Origin of the sequence: Streptomyces telluris, from assembly GCF_024519335.1 — a bacterium.
Lineage (GTDB): Bacteria > Actinomycetota > Actinomycetes > Streptomycetales > Streptomycetaceae > Streptomyces > Streptomyces telluris.
The window spans coordinates 47129-67687 of record NZ_JANIID010000025.1 but is presented as its reverse complement, the minus strand read 5'-3'; the positions used below and the strand labels follow the sequence as shown (position 1 = coordinate 67687).

12 protein-coding genes are annotated in these 20559 nt (G+C 73.1%); 4 read left to right on the top strand and 8 right to left on the bottom strand.

Features of this window, described 5'->3' with window-relative positions:
- Positions 1 to 269: 269 nt before the first annotated feature.
- The gene (locus NQU55_RS24445) at positions 270 to 1259 is read left to right on the top strand and encodes a PI-PLC domain-containing protein (RefSeq protein WP_256791132.1); all 990 of its coding nucleotides are present in this window, start codon (positions 270 to 272) and stop codon (positions 1257 to 1259) included.
- Between the two features lie 37 nt (positions 1260 to 1296).
- Here the strand turns inward: NQU55_RS24445 and NQU55_RS24440 are convergent, their stop codons facing one another.
- The 6 genes from NQU55_RS24440 to NQU55_RS24415 all read right to left on the bottom strand — a co-directional run bounded on the left by NQU55_RS24440 (position 1297) and on the right by NQU55_RS24415 (position 17270).
- The gene (locus NQU55_RS24440; RefSeq protein WP_168096155.1) at positions 1297 to 2367 is read right to left on the bottom strand and encodes a class I SAM-dependent methyltransferase; all 1071 of its coding nucleotides are present in this window, start codon (positions 2365 to 2367) and stop codon (positions 1297 to 1299) included.
- A gap of 62 nt (positions 2368 to 2429) precedes the next feature.
- Entirely contained in the window at positions 2430 to 3701 is a 1272-nt protein-coding gene (locus NQU55_RS24435) for a glycosyltransferase (protein WP_168096154.1), read from the bottom strand.
- 13 nt (positions 3702 to 3714) lie between these two features.
- Entirely contained in the window at positions 3715 to 4062 is a 348-nt protein-coding gene (locus tag NQU55_RS24430; protein ID WP_240976954.1) for an acyl carrier protein, read from the bottom strand.
- Complete coding sequence (locus NQU55_RS24425) at positions 4059 to 8804, bottom strand: type I polyketide synthase (RefSeq protein WP_256791131.1); 4746 nt, start codon at positions 8802 to 8804, stop codon at positions 4059 to 4061. The genes NQU55_RS24430 and NQU55_RS24425 overlap by 4 nt, the downstream gene beginning before the upstream one ends.
- Positions 8805 to 8806: 2 nt before the next feature.
- Positions 8807 to 15775 (bottom strand): type I polyketide synthase, encoded by a 6969-nt coding sequence (locus tag NQU55_RS24420; RefSeq protein WP_256791130.1) that lies wholly within the window; start codon positions 15773 to 15775, stop codon positions 8807 to 8809.
- Between the two features lie 400 nt (positions 15776 to 16175).
- Positions 16176 to 17270, bottom strand: coding sequence for an endonuclease/exonuclease/phosphatase family protein (locus NQU55_RS24415; RefSeq protein WP_168095988.1), 1095 nt, complete (start codon positions 17268 to 17270; stop codon positions 16176 to 16178).
- 258 nt (positions 17271 to 17528) lie between these two features.
- Between NQU55_RS24415 and NQU55_RS24410 the strand changes: the two genes are divergently transcribed.
- Positions 17529 to 18164, top strand: coding sequence for a TIGR00645 family protein (locus NQU55_RS24410; RefSeq protein WP_168095989.1), 636 nt, complete (start codon positions 17529 to 17531; stop codon positions 18162 to 18164).
- A gap of 18 nt (positions 18165 to 18182) precedes the next feature.
- Here NQU55_RS24410 and NQU55_RS24405 read toward each other — a convergent pair whose 3' ends face one another.
- Complete coding sequence (locus NQU55_RS24405) at positions 18183 to 18518, bottom strand: putative quinol monooxygenase (protein WP_256791128.1); 336 nt, start codon at positions 18516 to 18518, stop codon at positions 18183 to 18185.
- A 101-nt stretch (positions 18519 to 18619) separates the two neighbouring features.
- Here NQU55_RS24405 and NQU55_RS24400 point away from each other — a divergent pair, with 101 nt between their 5' ends.
- Both NQU55_RS24400 and NQU55_RS24395 read left to right on the top strand, forming a co-directional pair.
- A complete protein-coding gene (locus NQU55_RS24400) occupies positions 18620 to 18937 on the top strand; it encodes an ArsR/SmtB family transcription factor (protein WP_256791126.1) in 318 nt (105 codons plus the stop codon).
- A 143-nt stretch (positions 18938 to 19080) separates the two neighbouring features.
- The gene (locus NQU55_RS24395) at positions 19081 to 19509 is read left to right on the top strand and encodes a hypothetical protein (RefSeq protein ID WP_168096597.1); all 429 of its coding nucleotides are present in this window, start codon (positions 19081 to 19083) and stop codon (positions 19507 to 19509) included.
- Here the strand turns inward: NQU55_RS24395 and NQU55_RS24390 are convergent.
- On the bottom strand, positions 19498 to 20016 hold the full coding sequence (locus tag NQU55_RS24390; RefSeq protein WP_168096596.1) for a hypothetical protein: 519 nt from the start codon (positions 20014 to 20016) through the stop codon (positions 19498 to 19500). The two genes, NQU55_RS24395 and NQU55_RS24390, sit on opposite strands and share 12 nt — an antisense overlap.
- Between the last annotated feature and the right edge of the window lie 543 nt (positions 20017 to 20559).

Below are 20559 nucleotides of genomic sequence, written 5' to 3'. Positions count from 1 at the left end.
GGCCACTGACCGGGTACCGCGTCAGGCCCCTTCGCACGTACGGTCCCGCGGCCCGGAGCGTTCCACGCGGGCGTTCCAGGCCGCTCGCTTCTCCGCCGGCCAGAGCCCACTTTCGCGTTCCGGCGTCCCAGAATCTCCGGCCTCCCTGGCGGCAGGGAGGCATGACCCCGCAAGCTCGGGTGGTCCAGGCACCACGTCCAAGGATCTGGTGCGTACGGAGAGATTCAGGGTGTGCCGGGCAGCGGCACCGACGTGAAGGAGTGCCTTTCTTGACCACTCACCTTCGACATGGCGCAGGCCCGCGCATGGTGCCGGCGCTGATAGCGGCGCTGTGCGGGATCGTCGGCGGCACCGCGCTCGGTACGAGCCCGGCGGCAGCGGCCGATCAGCGTCACGCGATCTACGCCATCGCCCACCGGGTCGACACCGTGGACGGCGTGGACGCCGCGCTCGACCACGGCGCCAACGGCATCGAGATCGACGTCTGCGCCTGGTGGAACCCGAACGAATGGCGCGCCTACCACGACTGTTCCTCGGCCGGTGACAACAGGCGGGGCCCCAGCTTCGACAGCATGGTCGACCGCATCGTCTCCAACGCCGAGGCAGGGCGCCGGCTGGGCCTGGTCTGGCTGGACATCAAGGACCCGAACTACTGCGGAGAGCAGCAGAACCGCGGGTGCAGCGTCGCCGGACTGCACGACAAGGCGCAGCGGCTGACGGCCGCCGGGATCCAGGTGCTCTACGGCTTCTACGAGTACCACGGCGGCGCCACTCCGGACGTCGGCGGCAGGGGCTGGAAGAGCCTGGAAGGCACGCTCGGCCCGCTGGAGGGAATCACGACGACCGGCACCCGCGACAAGGTCCGCGACGCCTTCAACCGGTCCGGTTCCGGATTCCCCGCCGGCCACCGGGTGATGGACTACGGCGACGGCAACATCCCCAACGGCTTCGGCAACTGCACGGAAGCCACCTACAACACGTGCGCGGAACTGAAGAAGGGCGCCCAGGACCGTGCAGCCGGACAGCTCGCGGCCACGCTGTCCTGGACGACCACCTACAACGACCCGTGGTACGTCGACAAGCTGCTGGGCGACGCGCGTGTGGACGGCATCATCGCGGGTTACGGCAACTTCACCGGCGAGCACGAGTACGACAACGGCTGGCAGTGCGCCAACGCCGTCAACCTCATCCGTGACTGGGTGAACCGCCACGGCTCCACCCACCGCATGGCCACCAGTGGCGACCGCATGTTCAGGTAGCGGACAGCCTCGGGCGGCAGCCGTCGTTCGCACGCCCTCACGCCGGGCCCAGAGGGTCCCGGCGTGCCAGGATCCGGTACGCGTCGGTCACGCGGGCGCCGGACGGCAGGAGCCCGGTGAGCAGGTCGGCGGCCTTCGCCCCGAGGAGCAGGGGGGTCGCGCCGAGGAACATCGCCTTGCGCACCGTCGTCCGCAGCGGTGCCGGTGCCGCGGGGAACCAGGGCGCATCGGGGGCGGGGGCGGTGTTGTGCAAGCGGAGGTAGGTGGAGTACAGGAGGTTGACGGGCCCGTTGAAATTGCAGCGCTCCTGGGCGACCACGGTGAACCCGAGGTCCTCCAGGCGGCGCCGGAGGTTCGCCATGGGCATCAGGTGCAGGTGCTGCGGCTGGAACCAGGGCATCCACCAGCGGCCCAGGATGCGGCCGAACCGGCATTCGGGGTCGGGAACTTCGATGAAGAGGTGACCGCCGGGACGGACGACCTGGGCCGCGGCCTGCAGCTCGCGCAGCGGATGGACAGTGTGCTCCAGGTAGTGCTGCATGCTGACCACGTCGTACGCGCCGGCCAGTTCGGCGGCCAGATCCGGGAACAGGCCGCGGTGGGCGCGCTCGATCCATCCCCGCCGGGCGGCCAGTTCGACGCAATCGCCCCGGTCGAGGCCGTCGAAGACCGTGTCGGGGAACCGGTCCGCGGCGGCTGCGCAGAAGTGACCGTGCCCGGTGCCGACGTCCAGCCACGTCTTCGGCCGGACGTGGGGGGCTGCGAACGCGGCGCGCTGCTCGTACGCCTTCCGAAGGCTCGCCCAGGTCTCCCCGGCGCGGTCCTCCCAGTAGCCGTCGTAGAAGTCGCGGTAGTAGAAGTCCAGGCCGTCCTCGTTCAGCTGCGGGTTCTGGAAGATGTGACCGCAGTCCAGGCACTGGTCGAGGGTGAAGGCACCCGGCTTGCGCTGCAGGAGGTCCGTGGTGCGCAGGCGTTGCCGGAGGCGACCGGCGTCGCACCAAGGGCAGGTGGTCCGGGGCGGGTGCAGGAACCGGTCCACGCCCTGGGCGAGGGCGTCACGGTAGGAGGCGCGCTGCTCGGGAGCGGGGGGCGGCGAGGAATGGAGCACGGGGGAACTCCTGGGGGAGGAGGGATGGTTCAGGGATGGTTCAGGGATGGTCGGAGTCGCGTTCACAGAGCCCGGGCCCGTACCACCGAGGTACGGGCGGCGAGGTGTTCGAGGTGGGTCGCCGCGGCGGCCGCGCCTCCCGCCGCGCGGAAGGATTCCCCCACGCTCCGGGCCGCGGCCCGGTACCGCGGCTCGCCGAGGACGGTGTCGAGGGCCGCGCCGATCCGGTCGGCGTTCGCGTGCCGGAACCGGATGCGCAGCCCGGCCCCCGCCCGGACCACCTGGGAGGCGATCACCGGCTGGTCGTACCGGATGGGGGCGACGACGAGGGGCAGCCCGTGCCACAGGGCCTCGCAGACGGTGTTGTGCCCGCCGTGGCAGAGCACGGCCGAGCACCGCTCCAGCAGGGCGAGCTGGGGCACGCGCGGCAGGACGAGGATCCCGTCACCGGTGTCGCGCACGGCGCCGGACGGGTCGGCGATCACCGCCTGGAGCACGTCGGACCGGTCGCGGACCGCCGCGGCGCAGGCGGGCAGGAAGTGCGCCCCGGCGTCGCCGCTCACCGTGCCGAGCGTGATCAGAACGGTGGGGCGCGCGTCGTCCAGGCGGTGCCAGGGGAAGCCGTCGGGGGAGGGGCGCGGGGCGATCGACGGTCCGACCAGCCGAACCTGCGGGCCGAACTGCCAGGCCGGGCCGGCCAGGGCCTCGGTGGTGAACACCAGGACGAGCCGGTCCGACCGGCGCGGATCGGATCGGCTGCCCCGCGCACCCGTGCGTTTCCGCAGGCTCTGGAGCTGCTCGTCTGCCCACGCCCGTAGCTGTGGTGTGCCGGTGAGCGCCGTGAACTCTGCCGACGTGGTCGCCGAAGTGGCCCAGGGGATCCCCAGCTGGTCTGCCACCAGGCCTCCCGCGAGGGCCTGCTGGTCGGCGACGAGCACGTCCGGCCGGAACTCCCGTACGGCTTCCCGGACCCCGGGTGCCATGGCCTCGGCGAGCGGCTCCAGGCAGTCCTCCCACAGGGATCTCAGCGCCGCCGCGCCCCGTTGCTCCCCGGGCGGAAACGACGCTCCTGGCGTCGGCGTCCCCGGCATCGGTGTCCCCGGATCCGGATTCCCTGGCTCCGATGCTCCCGGAACGGCGGCGCCGACGGATGCCGGTGCCCCCGGGGCGGCGCAGGGAAAGACGGTCGCATCAGCCCCCACCAGCGGCTCCACGGCGTACGGCGGGCCTGCCCAGGCGACCCGGTGGCCGCGCCGGACCAGTTCCGCCGCGACGCCGACGGTGGGGTTGACGTGTCCCGCGAACGGGGGCACGACGAACAGGAAGCCGCTCATGGCCTGCCGCTCCTCATCCCCGGCGCCCCGCCGCCCCGGCCGCGTCCCCGTGGAGACACGAGACGACGTAGTCGACGATGTCGCCGACCTTGAGGTACATGATCTGGCTGAGGTCGAGTCCCGCGAAGTAGTCGGCCAGGTTCACCCTCTCCCCGTACGCCGCGGCGAGCCGGCCGCCCAGGTCCGCGAAGTCGATGCTGACCATGTCCAGGTCCTCGTGGAGCATGGTCTCCCGGGTGATCTCCCCGTCGTGGAAGTCGTCCAAGGGGCCCCCGAGAATGGCGCCGATCATTTCGAGGACCTCCTTGAGCACCAGGGCCTCGTCCTCGGGAGCTGCCGGACCCGTCCGTTCGTCGTTCATGCCGTCCCTCTCTCCTGGATCCCTTTTCGGATCGCCTCGCCGACTGCTTCTCCGGTCACTTCTCCGGTGGCTTCCTCGGTCGTATCCCTGGTCGCCTGCCCGACCACCTCGTCCGTCGTGCCGGTCGTCCACGCGACGACGTAATCCCTGGCGGTCGAGCCGGGAGGGTTGCCGATGCGCCGGCACCGCACGGACCAGGTATGTCTCCCGGCCGCCGTCACGAGCCCGTCCGGGCCGACGCCGAGCACCGTGAAGTCCCGGGGGCTGCCCCGCAGGCCGGTGCCCTCCGCCTTGGCCACCGCTTCCTTCGCCGCCCAGAACCGGGTGAACCACAGGGCCTCCGGTTCACCCGTCTCTGCGCAGGCAGAGGCGAGCAACCGGCGTTCATCCGACCCCAGGGCGAACTCGTGGAGGTGTGCCGGCCGTTCGGTGACCTCTTCGACGTCGATGCCCACGCCGCCCGGTCCACGGGTGCTGCGGTGCCGTACCAGGGCCACGGCGGTCCCGGCGCAGTGAGCGAGCGACACATCGAGTGCGGGCAGGATCCGGCCGTGCACTCCGGTGACGTACGGTCTGCCGCGTTCGTCGTTGCTCACCTGGATCTCGGCGGGGAAGACCGGGCCTTCGCCCTCCTCCCACAGCTGCTGCCGCACCGCGTCCTTGACCGCGATCCGGCCGAGCAGCCACTGTCCCCGGCCGCGCGGGGGCTGCCGCTCGTAGGCGTGCCGTTCGGCGCGGGCCAGGTGGTTGCGCATGACCAGGTCGCGGGAGGCGCTGTCGGTCCACCACTCGTGGAGCAGGCTCCAGCCCCCGGGCTGCGGGCGGGAGAGGGTGTGACGTTCAGGGAAGCGTTCCACCTTGCGGGTCTCGGGCAGGTTGTCGAAGCGCCGGTCCTGCCAGCCGGTGAGCTCGGCCCACACCCGGCCGCCCGCGACGAGCCGCGCGTCCGCTTCGAGCACGGTGTCCGTCAGTGAGACGATCCTGACGAGGCACTCCACCGGTGTGCCGGGTGCGGGGCGGGGGCCGGCGAAGCGGATGTGCCGGATGCCCACGGGGAGCACGGCGACCCGCTCGGCCCGGCTCGCCATGATCCAGTAGCCGATGAGCTGACCGACGTTGTCCAGCAGCGCGCCCGGCGTGGCCGAGGCGGAGATCACGCCGCGCACATGCTGCTCGCCGATGGCCGTGATGTCGGTGAGGCCCTGGAACGACGGGCCGTGGAACATCCAGCGCTCGTCGTAGATCCGGGCCGCCGTGTGCTCGGGGATGCGTTCGGCCGCCGGGTCCGGGTGCTGTACGCCCCGGCCCTCGCCGGCCTCCGGGTACCGCGGCGCGAGCTCGACGGTCGCCCGTGCACTCCGGCCGAAGGAGACGTCGAACCTGTCGGCGTCGTCCGGCGACGGCGTCCCCGTGATGGGTACGTCGACGGGCTCGGCGGCGGCCACCCACTGGTCGAAGCGCACGTGGTGCACGGCGACCACCCGCATGCCGGGGACGGCCCGTTCCGCCGCATCCATGAGGTGGTGGACGATGGTGGTGCCCGGGACGACGGGCCTCCTGTCGTCCAGATCGGGCCAGCCGGGCCGCTGATGGATGAAGCAGTGGTCGAGCAGGTACGGCATCGCCTCTACGGAGACGGGCAGCACCGTCTGCCATCCGCGGCCCGGCGCGATGGCGTCACCCGGCGTGGCGGAGTCGCCCGACGTGACGGCGTCGCCTCGCGCGGTGGCGTCGCCCGGCGTCGTGGCGTCGATCAGCGCGGCCGCGGTGGCGGCCGTCTCCCGGATGAGCGCGGCGAGCTCGGCGGCAGGAGGGAAGCGCCCGCCGGCCTCCTCCAGTGCGGTGACGCACCGGCCGATGGAATCGGCGCCGGGCTCGCCGGAACCCGTTGCGGCGGCGGTGCGGGCGAGCGCGAGGCCGGGGCGCAGCTCCGCCAGGTCCTGCTCGCTCAGGGAGACGAGCGTGCTGCCCAGGGCGAGCCGGGTCGGCGCCTGGAGGGTGACATCGGCCGGGTGCTCCCGCCTGTGGACCGTGGCGGCACCGGGTGCGGGCGGCAGGGCGGGGTCGATGCCGGCGCCCTGGGTCCACAGGGCCAGGGCCACGCGGCGGAGCTGGGCGAGTCCGTCCCTGCGGGGCGAGTCGGCGGCCACGGCGATGTGGTCCCTGCCCTCCAGGGTGGCGGAGACGAGCGAGGTGAGCTGTCCGGTGCCGACCTGGACGAACGCGCGGAACCCCGCGTCGTGCAGGGCCTCGACGAGCGACCGGAAGCGCACCGGCTCCAGCAGGTGCCGGACGAACAGCTTCCGTACGTCCGCCGGGTCCGTGGGGTACGGGGAGGCGGTCGTCGCCGACCAGAGCGGGACGGAGGGAGGCACCAGCTCCAGACGCTCCGCCTCGGCGGTGATCGGCTCCAGCCACGGGGCCAGCATGGGGGTGTGGAAGCCCGACTGGAACGGCAGGATGCGACCGAACACCCCCTCGGCGCGCAGCGACCGGACGACCTCTTCGACCTGGGGGAGGGGGCCGCAGATCATGCACTGCTCGGGTGCGTTGTCGTGGGAGAGGACGACGCGGCCGTCCCCCAGTGCCGTCAGCGCGGCCCGCGCCCGCCGGGCCGAGGCGCCCAGCACCGCGAAGGCGAGGCCGGGCACGCGCAGCCGGTCGGAGTCGAAGGAGGCCAGGAGTCCGTCGACGGCCTCCCACGCGTACATGCCGGCCATCGCCATGGCGTTCCACTCGCCGACGCTGTGACCGGCGACGGCGTCCGGGAGGATGCCCATCCGCCGCAGCGCGCCGTCGAGGAGGCGGCCGAGGGCGAATACCTCGACCGCATGGCGCCCGAGATCGCCGACGGGCGACCCCGTTCCGGACGGACGGCCGGCGGCGGGAGGCAAGGGCAGGCCGAAGTACTCGGCGACCCCGTCCGCCCGGGGCGCGAACTCGGCTTCCAGACCGGGGAAGACGAACGCGATCCTGCCCGTGGTGCCGGGTCCCAGAAGCGGGGCGGGCGCGTACCAGATGTCGTTGCGGCCGCGCCAGGGACGTTCCCCGGCCACCACGCGTGCGGCCAGCGCGCGCCGCTCGGGGGTCGGGGCGACCATGCCGAGCCGGACCGGGCCGGTGCCTCGGGAGTCCGCCGTCGCGTGGTGCTCCAGGGCCAGCAGGTCCGCGAGTTCCCGCGGGGTGTCCGCGGCCAGGGCCAGGACGCGCTCCGGCTCGCTCACAACGGTCGCGGGCCTGAGGTTCCGCTGATTCTGCTGCATCCGCTGAACCTGCTGAATCCGCTGGTGCCGCTGGTGCCGCTGGTGCCGCTGGTTCCGCGTACCGGTGGCCGGGGGAGCCTGTTCGAGGACGACGTGGGCGTTGATGCCGCCGAAGCCGAAGGCGTTGACGGCGGCGCGGCGTGCGGCCGGGCCGGGGCCGCCCTCCCACGGCTCAGCCGTGCCCGTGACGCGGAACCGCGTGCCGGCCAGCGCCGGATGCGGATCGTCGCAGTGCAGCGTGGGCGGCAGCACCCCGTGATGGATCGCGAGGGCGGCCTTGACCAGCCCGGCCGCTCCGGCGGCCGGCATGGTGTGGCCGATCATCGATTTCACCGATCCGAGCACGGCCCGGTCGCCGTCCGTGGCGGGACCGAACGCCTCGGCCAGGGTGGCGAGCTCGGCCGCGTCCCCCGCCGGGGTCGCGGTGCCGTGGGCTTCGAGGAGCCCGAGGCAGTGCGGTGCGCGCGGGTCGAGCCCGGCGGCTCGCCACGCTTGCCGCACGGCCCGTACCTGGCCGCCCGGGTCCGGGCTGAGGAGCCCCGAGGCGCGGCCGTCGCCGGACACCCCGGTGCCGCGGACGACCGCGTAGACGCGGTCGCCGTCCCGCCGGGCGTCCGCGAGGCGCTTGAGGACCACGACGGCCGACCCCTCGCCGATCAGGAGGCCGTCCGCGTGCCGGTGGAAGGGGCGGATGCGCTGGCTCGGCGAGAGGGCGCGCAACTGGCTGAAGACGCTCCACAGGGTGATGTCGTGGCAGTGGTGGACCCCGCCGGCCAGCATCACGTCGCAGCGGCCGGAGGCGAGCTCGGCGACCGCCTGGTCGACCGCCACCAGGGACGAGGCGCAGGCGGCGTCGATCGTGTAGGCCGGGCCGCGCAGGTCCAGCCGGCTCGCCGTCCGTGACGCGACGAGATTGGGCACGAGCCCGGCCGCGGCATCCGGGCTGTCGGCGCCCAGACGACGGGTGAACGCGGCCCGGACGCGCTCGAGCTGACCCGGTTCCAGGTCCGGCAGCAGCTCCCCGAGGGTGCGCACCAGCTGGTGGGCGAACCCCACCCGCTGCGTGAGACGGGCGAGCCCGGCCCCCATGTAATTGCCGCGGCCCAGCACCACGCCCACCCGGTTACGGTCGGGCAGCCGCTGCTCGCCGCCCGCGTCGGCCACGGCGGCCGCCGCCACGTGCAGCGCGAGCAGCTGATCGGGCTCGGTACCGGGCACGGCGGCGGGCATGACGCCGCACCGGGCGGTGTCCACCACGGCGAACTCGTCCACGAATCCGCCCCGCCGGCAGTAGATGCGGTCGGAGCCGCGGGCACCGCCCGGGTCGTAGTAGCCGGTGTCCCAGCGCTCCGCCGGGACGTCGGTGATCGCGTCCGTGCCGGCCGTCAGGTTCCGCCAGTACGCCTCCAGATCGGGGGAGCCGGGCAGCAGCACGGCCATGCCGATGACGGCGACCGGCGGCGCCGGTGTGTGCGTCATGGTCACCGGCCCGGGGCGGTGTAGACGACGGCACCGGACCGGACCCCGCCCCAGGCGAGTTCGCGCAGCAGGGCCCGCGCACCTTCATGGGGGTCGATGAGGCCGACTCCGCGCCGGGCGTACGCGCGGCCGAGCTCCGGGGTGACCATCCCCGGGTGGGCCCCGGTGGGGGCCCACGGCCCCCAGTGGACGGTCAGGGCCCGGCCTCCCGTGCGGGCCGCCCACCGGGCGCCCAGTTCCTCCAGTGCGTCGTTGGCCGCCGCGTAGTCGGCCTGGCCCCGGTTGCCGAGCGCCGCGGCGACGCTTCCGAAGAGCACGACGAAGGCGGGAAGGGCCGGCAGTCCTTCGAGCGCGCCGAGCAGCGCGGCGGCGCCGTCCGCCTTGGTGGCGAACACCCGCTGGAAGGACTCGGCGGACTTCTGCGCGATCAGCCCGTCCTCGATCACGCCGGCTCCGTGGACGACGCCGTCGAGACGACCGTACTCGGCATGGATCTCCTTGACCGCCCGGCTCACGGCCTCGGGCTCCCGGACGTCCACCGGCCGGTAGCGCACGCGCGCGGCGACGCCCTTGAGCTCGTCCATCGTGGCGGCGATCTCGCGTCGGGCCAGGATGCGCGCGCTCTCCTCGCGGATCTGTGACGGCGTCAGGCCGGCCCGTGCCGCGAGCGCGCCGTACAGCGCCGCCGGTTCGCCCGCTGCGGCGACGTCCGGTTCCTCGTCCGGGCCGGGCCAGGGCGTACGGCCCAGCAGCTCGATCCGGCAGCGGGCGGCGGCCGCGAGGGCGACGGCGAACCGTGCCGTGATGCCGCGGGCCCCGCCCACCAGGACGACCACCGAATCGCGGTCCAGCCCGGCGGCGGCCGTGGCGCCGGCGTCGCCCTCCTGCTCCGCAAGGGGGGCCTCCGGGCGCGCGATCGGGACCTCCTGCAGCTCCAGGCCCTGCCGGCCGGCACCGGTCCGCAGCACGACCGGGGCGTCCCGGTCGTCGAACAGGATCTCCGCGGCGAGGGCGTCGGCCGCAGCGGACGCCGGCAGGCCGGGGGACAGTTCCACGAGCCGGGCCACGGCCTGCGGATACTCCCGGGCCACGGTCCGGAACAGCCCGCGCAGGCCGGCCGTGCGGGCGTCGTGCGGAGCGGCGGCCCGGACGGTCAGGAGCCAGTGCGGGCCGCGCCGCAGGGCGGCCCGGACGACGGGGTACGTACCGGGGAGGTCCGGCAGATCCGGCAGGTCCGAGCCGGACAGCGGGCCGAGGAGCACCACGCCGTCCACAGGACCGTCCTGCTCGGTCAGCAGGTGATCGGCCGGCAGGACCACAGGCTGCGCCCCATGCCGCTCCAGCCGGGCCGCCAGCGCCGTGGCGACGTCGCCGGCGCCGAGCAGCGCGAAGCGGCGGCCGGCGAGGCGGGAAGGCGGCGCCGGGGCGGGAACGCCGTCGAGCGGCACGGTCCCGAGCCGGAACCGCTGCGGGACCCCGCCGGGTGCCGGCGCCGGTACCGGCAGTTGGGGGTCCGCCGCCGGCGGGGCCCCGGCGGCGATCTTCCTGATCAGCCATGCCGCGGTGGCTTCCGCGGTACGGGCCTTGCCGAGCTCTTCCAGTTCCTCGTCGCTGAGGGCCGCCGCGCCGTTGCCGGTTCCCAGGCCCGCGCGCTGGGCGAACTCGCCCGCGATCTCGGCCCGTTTGATGGAGTCGATACCGAGATCGGCGTCCAGATCCAGGCCCGGCGCGATCATGTCGAGCGGGTAGCCGGTGCGCCTGCTGATGACCTCCGACACCAGCTTCAGCGCGTCCGCCTCGGTCAGGGCCGCGGGCGGCGCGGCGGGGGCCGGCGCGGCGGGGGCGGGCGCCACGGCCGCCGGCTGCGGAGGCACGGGAGCCTGAGCCGGATGCAGGGGAGCCAGGGCCGAACGCAGGGGAGCCTGGGCCTGGAGCGTCAGGGGTTCCTGCGGCCGGGCTCCGAAGTACCCCAGCAGCACATCGCGCTGGGCGGCGATCATGTCCCTGCTCGTGCGCAGGAATTCGGAGACCAGCTCGTCCTTGTCCCCTCGTGGATCGCCCTCGTGGTGCGGGGCCGTCACCGCCGGAGCGGCGATGCGCCGGGCCGGTGCCGGCCCGCCGGCCACGGGTTCACCGTCCCGGGTGCGGACCAGGTGGCCGTCGACCGTCCAGCCCGGCCGCTCCTGCGGCAAGGGGTCGGCGTCGACGGCGTCACGGCCGCGGAACATCCAGCCGGTGCGCACCGGCAGCCCGGCGACCGCGAGCGCGGCCAGGGCATCGAGGAATCCGGGCAGCTCGCGCCCGTCCTCCCCGGGCCTTCCCACGCAGGCGACGGCCCGGTGCGGCCGGCCGCCGAGGATCGACCCGACCCGGCCGGTGAGCACCGTGCCCGGCCCGGCCTCGACGAAGATCCTGGCCCCCGCCGCGTACATGGCCTCGATCTGCTCCGTGAAGCGCACCGGCGCACCGATCTGTGCGGCCAGTTCCGCCCGCAGGACGTCCGCCGAAGTGCCGTGCTCGGCGGCCGTCCGGTTGGACCACACGGGGAACTCCGGCGCGCCCAGGGGGCGGCGCTCCAGAGCCTCGGCGAACCGGGCTTCGGCCGCCGACACGAGCGGGCTGTGGAAGGCGCAGGCCACCGGGATACGGGTGGCGGAGCAGCCTGCGGCGCGTGCGGCCTCCACCGCCGCGTCGACCGCGTCCAAGGGCCCGGAGACGACGGTCTGGGCCGGGCCGTTGCGGTTGGCCACGACGACCCGGCCGGACAGGCCCGCTTCGGCGAGAGCGCGTTCGACCTCGGCGGGTCCGGTGGCGACCGCCGCCATGCCGCCCGGCCCGTCCGCGTGCGCTGCGGCGGCCGTGTGGATCGCGTTCGCCCGCTCGGCGCTCAGGTGCAGCAGGGTACGGGCGTCCATGACGCCCGCCGCGCAGAGCGCCACGAGCTCCCCGTAGCTGTGCCCGGCCGCCATGTCGGGCCGGATGCCGGCGGCTTCGAGGAGGGCGTGCGCGGCGAGGCCGACGATGCCCAGCGCCGGCTGGGCGGCCCGGGTGTCGGTGAGGCGGGCCCGGCGCTCTGCTCGCCGCGCGTCGTCGAAGGCGGCCGGGGGGTGGAGGGCGGCGGCGTGTTCCCGGCCGAGGCCGAGGTGGCGCTGGAGCTCGGGGAAGGCGATGAAGAGGTCCGCGAACATGCCGGGGCGCTGACTGCCCTGGCCGGGGAAGAGGAAGGCGACCTTGCCGGGGTCCGTCCCACTCCCCGTCCCCGTCCCCCTCCCCGGTTCTGTCCCCGGTTCCGTCCCCCTCCCCGGTTCCGCGACGTGGACGCCAGGTACGGGGCCGTCCCCGGCTGCCGGGCCGCCGCCGGTCTCCAGAATCCGGCGCAGTTTGCCCGCGAGGTCGCCGAGATCGGCTGCGACCAGGGCGACCTGGACCGGTTCCCGGCCGGCTTCGGCCGTGCGGGAGGCCGTCAGGGCCAGGTCGCGGAGGCGCCGGGGCCGTCCGGCGACGTCGTTGGCCTCGGCCAGTTCCAGCATCTTCCCGGCGACGCGGAGGGCGGCGGGCAGGTCGGTGCCGCGGAAGAGGAAGAGCTCGGCGGGCCAGGCGTCCAGGCCGTGCCGTGGGGGCATGCCCGCTTCGTGGGCGGCGAGCACCGCATGGAAGTTGGTGCCGCCGAAGCCGAAGGCGCTGAGCCCCGCGATCCGCTCGGCGGCCGGGACCGCCCACGGCCTGCCCCGGGTATGGAAGACGAAGGGGCTGTCCCCCTCCCGCCAGGACCGGCCGGGCCGCTCCAGCTGCGCGGTCGGCGGTGTGACGCCCGTGTACAGCGCCAGGGCGGTCTTGACGAGACCGGCCAGCCCCGCGGCGCATTTCGTGTGCCCGATCTGTGCTTTGACGGACCCGAGGGCACAGCTCCCCGGCCGTGCCCCGGCCGCGGTGAACACCTCGTCGAGGGCGGCCATCTCGGTACGGTCGCCGAGGACGGTGCCCGTACCGTGGGCCTCGACCAGCCCGACGTCGGCGGGTGAGACGCCGGCATTCCGGTAGGCCCGCTCCAGGGCGGCGCGCTGGCCCTGCGGAGACGGCGCGGTGAGGCTCCGTGCCCTGCCGTCGCTGGAACTGCCCACCCCCTTGACCACGGCGTAGACGCGGTCGCCGTCCCGTTCGGCGTCGGCCAGCCGCTTGAGCACCACGCAGGCCACGCCCTCGCCGAGGACGGTCCCGTCGGCCGCGGCGTCGAACGGGCGGCACCGTCCTGTCGGCGAGAGCGCCTGCACGGAAGAGAAGAGGGCGTAGTCGGCGATGCTGTTGTGCAGGTCCGCACCGCCGCACAGGACGAGGTCGCTGCTGCCGGTGACCAGTTCCTTGCAGGCGGAGTCGAGAGCGGCGAGGGACGAGGCGCACGCCGCGTCCACGGTGTAGTTCGCCCCGCCCAGGTCGAAGCGGTGGGCGATGCGTCCGGAGACGACGTTGGCCAGGATGCCGGGGAAGGAGTCCTCGGTGGGCGTGGGCAGCTGTTCCGCCAGGCCGGGCGGGACGGTGCCGAAGTATGAGGGCAGGACCGCGCGCAGGGTGTAGGCGTGCGACAGCTCGCCACCGGACTCGGCGCCGAAGACCACGGAGGTCCGGGAGCGGTCGAAGGGCCTGCCACTGCCGTCCCGGCCGCCGTCGCCGTACCCGGCGTCGTCCAGGGCCCGGCGCGCGGCCTCCAGCGCGAGCAGCTGCACTGGCTCGGTGCTGCCCAGGGAAGCGGGCGGAATGCCGTAGCGCAGCGGGTCGAAGGGGATGCGCGGCAGGAATCCGCCCCACTTGGAGACGGTGGCCGCGCCGTGGTGGAGGGCGGGGTCCCAGCGGTCGGCCGGCACCTCGGTGACGGCGTCGGCGCCGCCGAGCACGTTGGCCCAGAACGCGGCCATGTCGGGGGCGCCCGGGAACATGCAGGCCATGCCGACGACGGCGATGTCCAGAGGCCGGGCGACGGCCGCTACCTCGGACGTCTCCCCGGGCGGGCCCTCCTGCGGTACGCGGCGCAGCTCCTCGGCCCGCCGCTCCAGATGGTCCGCGGCCCCTTCGGTCACGGCGCGATGCAGCGCTCCGACGGTGGTGACGCGGGAGCGCAGCGCCGCGACGTCCCCGGCCATGAACAGGCCCTCGTGGAACTGCCGGTCCTCGCCCACGGGCACCAGTTCCCCGCCGGGACTGCGTTCGACACCCCTGCTGGCGAGCCGCAGCCGGCCCACATTGTGCCGTTCAAGGCTTTCCCAGCGCTGCCGTGCCGGCACCCCTTGCGCCTGGAGCTGCTCTTTGAGCGCGCCGAAGTCCTCCGTGACGGGGGTCGTGAGGCACCGGGTGGCATGGCCGGGGGCCGTCTCCAGCAGGGTCGTGCGGTGCGCCGCCAGCATCTGCCGCTGGAAGAGGGGCTGTACGGCACCGCAGGCGACGGCCTCTTCCGTGAACAGGTAGGCCGTCCCCATCAGCAGCCCCACCGCGACGCCGCGCCGGATCAGCGGGGCGGCCAGGGCGGCGACCATCGCGGCGGACCGCTCGTCGTGGATGCCGCCGGCGAAGAACACCTCTATGCGGTCCTCCCGGCTACCGGCACCGGCTGCTTCCTGAGCGTCCCGGCCCCCGTCCCCGGCCAGGAACTCCGCGAGCACCGCGGTCTGCGCCTCCCATAGCGGGAAGCTGTTCCGCGGCCCCACGTGACCGCCGCACTCCGCACCCTCGAAGACGAACCTGCGGGCCCCGGCCCGCAGGAACCGCCGCAGGAGGCCGGGCGAGGGGACGTGCAGGAACGTGGCGATCCCGGCCTCTTCGAGAGCGGCGGCCTGGGCGGGCCGCCCGCCCGCGATGACGGCATGGCTCGGCCGTACCTCACGGATGACGTCGAGTTGAGCGCCCCGGATCTCTTCCGGGGCGAAGCCGAGCACGCCCACGCCCCATGGCCGCCCGGCCAGGACCGCCGCGGTGTCGCGCAACACGGCGCGCGCCCGGTCCGGGGGTGCCAGGGCGAGCGCGATGAAGGGGAGCCCGCCCTCCGCGGCCACGGCAGCGGCGAACGCGGGCTGGTCGCTCACCCTGGTCATCGGGCCCTGCGCGACGGGCAGCCGGACGCCCAGTGCCCGGGCCGATGCCGAACCGGGGCGCAGCCCGGAGGCGGCTGTTCCGTCGTGGAGGCCGTCCTCGAGCGCCTCCGTCAGGCCTCGGACGGTCCGGTCCGCGGTCTGCCAGCGGTCGGCGAAGACGGAGGCCAGGAAGCCGTCCTGACCCACCGGCAGGCGCTCGGCGCCCGGGTCGCGGCGCAGCAGCTCCCGGTGACCGTCGACGACGACGGTCTCCGAACCGTCCATGGCGCGGATCGCGGCCGCCGCCCGCCCGTCGAGGCCGGATTCGGCCAGCAGGGCGAGCTGGCTGTCCAGGACGACTCCGGCCGCCCCTCCGGCGACGGCCGCCGCGGCGGTCCGCGGTCCGATACCGCCGCAGGCCCACACGGGAACGGTCACTTCCGGCTCGCCGAGCACCTGCTGCAGGAGCACGAACGTGCCGACCGGACCGACCCGGCCGCCGCTCTCACCGCCTCGCGCGATGAGACCGTGCGCCCCGGCCTGTACGGCGGCCAGGGCTTCCTCGACGGAGGTGACCTCGACCAGCACCCGGTAGGCACCAGTCGTCTCGCGGACCGGCCAGTCCGCCCCCACGCCGAGCACCACCGTGTGCGGCGCGGCCCCGCCCCCGGCCGGCCCCGGGGCGAGATCGGCGGGCGCGAACCGGCACCCGGCGCCGACCCGTACGCCGTACCGCCGGCCCACGGTCCAGCGGCGAACCTGTTCCAGCTCCTCCCCGGCCCGCCGACCCCCCGTACCGAGGTCGAGCACGCCGAGGCCGCCGGCCCGGGTGAACGCCGCGACGAGCCTGGCGTCGGGCACGCCGAAGGGACTGATCCCGATGAGCACGTCACGGAAGGACGCATCGGACACGGAGACACTCCTCTGCAAGGGGAGACCCGGCACTCCATGACAGCCCCTCTGGGATGTCTGCGACAGAGCGCACGCAGGGGTGCGCACGCGCACAAGAGGGGGCACACGCGAGTGAGCCTTGGCGCCGCTGGTGCTGGAGTCGGTGCGGGCGGGTACCATCGCTCGCCGCCGGCGTCCTCGCGGTACTTGGGCCGCGTATCCCATCCGAAGGCGAAGGCGAAGGCGAAGGCGAATCGGCCGGGCTTCGGGGCCGGACCCGTGCCGTCCCGCCGGTCACCGGGAGCCGAGGCGCGCCGCTAGGCCTGGCCGAGCGGCGCCGTCGACGAGGCCGGCCACGCCGAGGAAGCGTAAGGGCGAACCAGCCGTTCCGGCCCTGCCGATCCTGCCCGGGACGCGTCCCTCACAGGTCGAGGTCGGCGAAGAGGGCGGCGTGGTCGGAGGCCTGGGTGCTCTTGTCCTTCACGCCTTCGAACGGTGTGACTCCTGGGAGTGCGGGGAAGATGCCGCGTCGCTCCAGGCCCACCGAGTGCACCGTGTCCCAGAGTTCCGGCGAGAACATCAGGTAGTCGAATTTATCGGTGAGGCGGCCGTCGTGCACGTGGGTACCGATGCCTCCCCGGTAACTCGGGTGGGTCATCGCGTCCCGCAACCCGGTGGCCAGGAGGAGCGAGAGCGGCGGGCTCTCGAAGCCGTCGTTGAGGTCCCCGGCGACCACCACACGTGCGGAGCGTTCGAGCGCCGCCCGGTAGAGCGCGGCGACCCGTTCGGCCTGACGCAAGCGCTGGTCGAATCCGCCCCCGATCTTGCTCTTGAAGTGATTCCCCAGCAGCCACAGCGGCTCCCCGCGGCCGAGATCGACCTCGAACTCCGGGCAGTCCCGGCTGAAGACCACCCTGGAGTCCTTGGTGTCGGAGAAGTGCGAGCGGAGGGAGACGACGGGACGCCGGCTGAGGATCCCGACGTCGATGCCGCGGCTGTCGTTGCCGTCGATCAGCAGGTTGTACCGATAGGGGCGTGCGCCCAACTCTCCCTGCAAAACCTGCGTGTTGAAGCGGTCCAGGGTGATCCTGTCCTCGATCTCGACCACCAGCAGCACGTCGGCGTCCACCGCGGCGATCACCTTGGCGACGCTCTTGGTGGCCGCCCAGGTGAGGTCGTCACGGGCGAGCTCGGCCCAGCCCACCCAGTCCAGCCGCCCTTTCGCCTTCACCTGGAGCTTCCCGCTCTCCGTCTTGAGCAGCTTCGCTCCGCCGCGCGGCTCGTTCAGCACGATGGTCTTGGTGGTCTTCTTGTCCTCGGAGCCGGCGCCGTGGGCCTGGAGAATGGCGACTATGTCGGCCTTGTCAAGGTCTGTGTACTCAACGTGATCGAGGATCCCGACGAGCTTCCTGAAGGCGTCGAGAACATCCTTGCGCTTCGTGTCGTTCTCGATGCCGAAGGCGGCAGGCCGCCGGAACAGGTTCTCGGCGTTGAAGGTGGCGATGCGGACGCTCATAGCGCCTCCTTCCACACTCACTCCCGATTCTCCGGCGGCACGCCTTGGCTGTCGAGCGGAGAGAGAGCCGCTCCCCGCAGCGCGGCACACGGGACCGCCCGTACATCGGGCCTGACGCCCTCGTGGTGACGCGGTCGGGCCGGCCGGTCCTTCCCCTACACGAGGGAAGTCCCGGCCGGGCACCCGTAACCCGCCGACCGCTGGGCAGTGGTGGGCTGACGGGTGGCGGACGGTGACACGGCGGGGGAGTGGTTGCGCATGCACGGCAAGTACAAGGCGGTCCTTCCTCCGGCGAACGGCTCCGTACCGTCACTGGGCTATGCCCTGTTCGCCACCCGCTGGCTCCAGGCCCCCTTGTACTTCGGGCTCGTGGCCGCTCAGGCCCTCTACGTCTGGGAGTTCTTCGGCGAGCTGCGCAGCCTGATGCACGGTGTGGTCACCGGGGCGTCGGACGAGAACGTGGTGATGCTCGGCGTCCTGAAACTGGTCGACGTCGTCATGATCGCCAACCTGCTGATCATGGTGATCGTCGGTGGTTACGAGACGTTCGTCTCCCGCATCGGGCTCCAGGGCCACAAGGACCAGCCGGAATGGCTCTCGCACGTCAACTCCAACGTGCTCAAGGTCAAACTCGCCATGGCCATCGTGGGCATCTCCTCCATCCACCTGCTGCAGATGTTCGTCAACATCCACCACACCCCACGCCAGGAACTGCAGTGGGGCACGATCATTCACATGGCCTTCATCGTCTCCGCCTGTCTCCTGGCCTACATGGCGGGTCCCATGGAAGCCAAGGCGGTCCTGCTGGAACAGCAAAGCCGCATTCCCGCACAGGAACACCACGACCCGACCGACAGCTCCGCGCACGCTGCTTCCGGTGATCGCCCGGAGTAGCGCCGGTCACCGCACGCATTACCGGCCCGTCGGGCCGGTCCGGTCGGCCGGCTGGTAGGGGCTGTGCATGGTGAGGAAGCGGATGTCGAGGTCGGTCTCCAGGTAGTCCATGCGCCGCTCCCAGAAGGCTTGCATGTGGGGGAGGGCGAGGTGGGCGTCGAGGTCGGCCTGGGAGCGCCAGGCCTCGTAGAAGACGAAGACGCCGGGCTCGTCGCGATCTTCGTGGAAGTGGTACTCCAGGCAGCCGGACTCCTGCCGGGTCGGCTCGACGAACGAGAGCAGTAGCCGCTTCAGCTCCTCGGCGCGTTCGGGCTTGGGGCGAGCGGTGCCGACGAGTGTGAATGGCTGAGACATGCGGGGTTCCCCCTTTGATAGGTACGACCAAGCTCGTACCTGCTGGACGCTACAGAACTTGTAGGTACGATGCAATCCATACCTGAAGGGAGGTGTCCCACATGCCCGACGACGAAGGACACCCGAGCGTCGAGGAGATCGAGCTCGGCCCGGTACTCTCCGCGCTGGCGGATCCCCTGCGCCGCCGAGTGGTGCGTGAGCTGGCGGCCGAACCCGACGGCGCGGCACGGACCTGCAGTTCGTTCGGCCTGCCGGTCTCCAAAGCGACCGTCACGCACCACTTCCGTGCACTGCGCGAGGCCGGGCTGATCCGGCAGGTCGACCGCGGCAACAGCCGGATGGCCAGCCTGCGCCGGGCCGACATCGAGCAGCGGTTTCCCGGACTGCTGGGCATCGTGGCGGCCGAGCCGCAGGAGTGAGCCCAGGAACGGGCGAGTCCTCTTCGCGCCGGCGCCCTGACGCGGGCGCCCTGGCCCGACGAGTGGTGACTCCCGGGTGCAGATCGGCACGGACCGAGAGGCCTGCCACCCGGCGCACCGGGGCTTCTTGGCATCATCTCGGTGTGACCCCAGTTCTTCCCCGCACTGTCCGAGCCGTCGACACGGACCAACTCCTCGATCTGCATCAGGAGGCCGCCACCCTCAGCTTCAGCCAGCGGCTCCCGGTCGCCTGGCTCCGGGCGCACCTCGCCGCAGAGGCGACCCACTACCTGTTCCCCACACTCGTGCAGCATCTCCGCCACCGCCCCGAAGTGCCCGTGCAATGGAGGTGCCAGCTGCTGCTGAGCGTCAGAACCGGCGAACAGATCTGGGGCCTGCTCGACGTCCTTCCCGACACCTTCGACAAACTTCCGGAGACCTTGGACGCCGCCTCCAAGAAGGCCATCGTCAGCCTCATAGGGCGAGCCGAGACCCAGCTGAAGTGGGCAGAGCGGATGACCGAGGCAGCGGCCCCGTGCGCCGGGGCCCGTCAGGACCCGTCAGTACCGTAGTGCGCGGCGGACTTCGGCGGTGACGGTGCCCGACAGGTTCCGGTTGCTGCGGGCGGTGGCGTGGGCGGTGCCGCCCGCGGCGGTCTCGGGGACGTCGAGGACGATCACATCGGCCAGGTTGCCTGACGGGTCGTCGAAGTTGATCAGGATGGTGTAGCGCCTGGCCTTCGAGTCGTGGTTGGTGATGTTCACCGGGACCTCCGTCCGGCCGTCGGAACCGGTTGCGACGGCGCCGAGCGTGACGTCTGCCTGGGCGTTGAGTCCGCCTTTGACGTTCGACAGGGCGGCCTCGGCGGCTGCCGCGGCGGAGGCGGCCACGGAGGCGGCAGCGGATGCCGCCCCACTACTGACGGCGGAGGCGGCAGCGGACGCTTTCGACCGGGCCGCGGACGCCGCCGACGATGCAGCGGAGCCGACGGGCTTGTCCGAGGAGCAGGCGGTCAGTGCGGTCCCGCCGAGCATGACGGCCAGCGCGGCAGAGGCACATCGGTTGACGTGACGTTTCATGGGATCGGTTCTCCTGGCTCGGCGGTGCTACCTGTCCAGGGTCGGCCGGTCCGGTGCGCTGTGTCGGCAGGGCACGCGCGGCACCCGGGTGACGCCGCCGATTCGGCCTGCCTTTCTTCCGCCCACCCCTACTGCAGCGTGTACGCGGCGAGGTCGTCATTGCCGGTTGCGGCGATCCGGCGCAGGCACTCGCCCCGGTCGGCCGACGAGCGGCCCCGCACCCGGCCCTCTGCTTGCTTTCCGATGCTTGTTTTCCGAGCCGCCCGGAGCCTCTAACAGGTGATCTGTGAGTGCTGTGCGGCCGGGTGTCGTGCCTTCGGGGGTTGCGGGGCGTTGTTGGTGTGTGCCGGGGGGACGGCGGCTCGCGTGACGGCGGGGGCGTGCGGTGACGTACGACGCGGGCCGTGCTGCTGTCCACCGGTGTGATCTGTGGTGACTGTCGGGGATCAGGAGCTGTCGTCTCTATGTGGATCGTGCAAGCAGGAGTAGTGGTGCTCTGCCTTACCATCCCTGCCCGGCTCTACTTCGAGCGGCCGACGGACC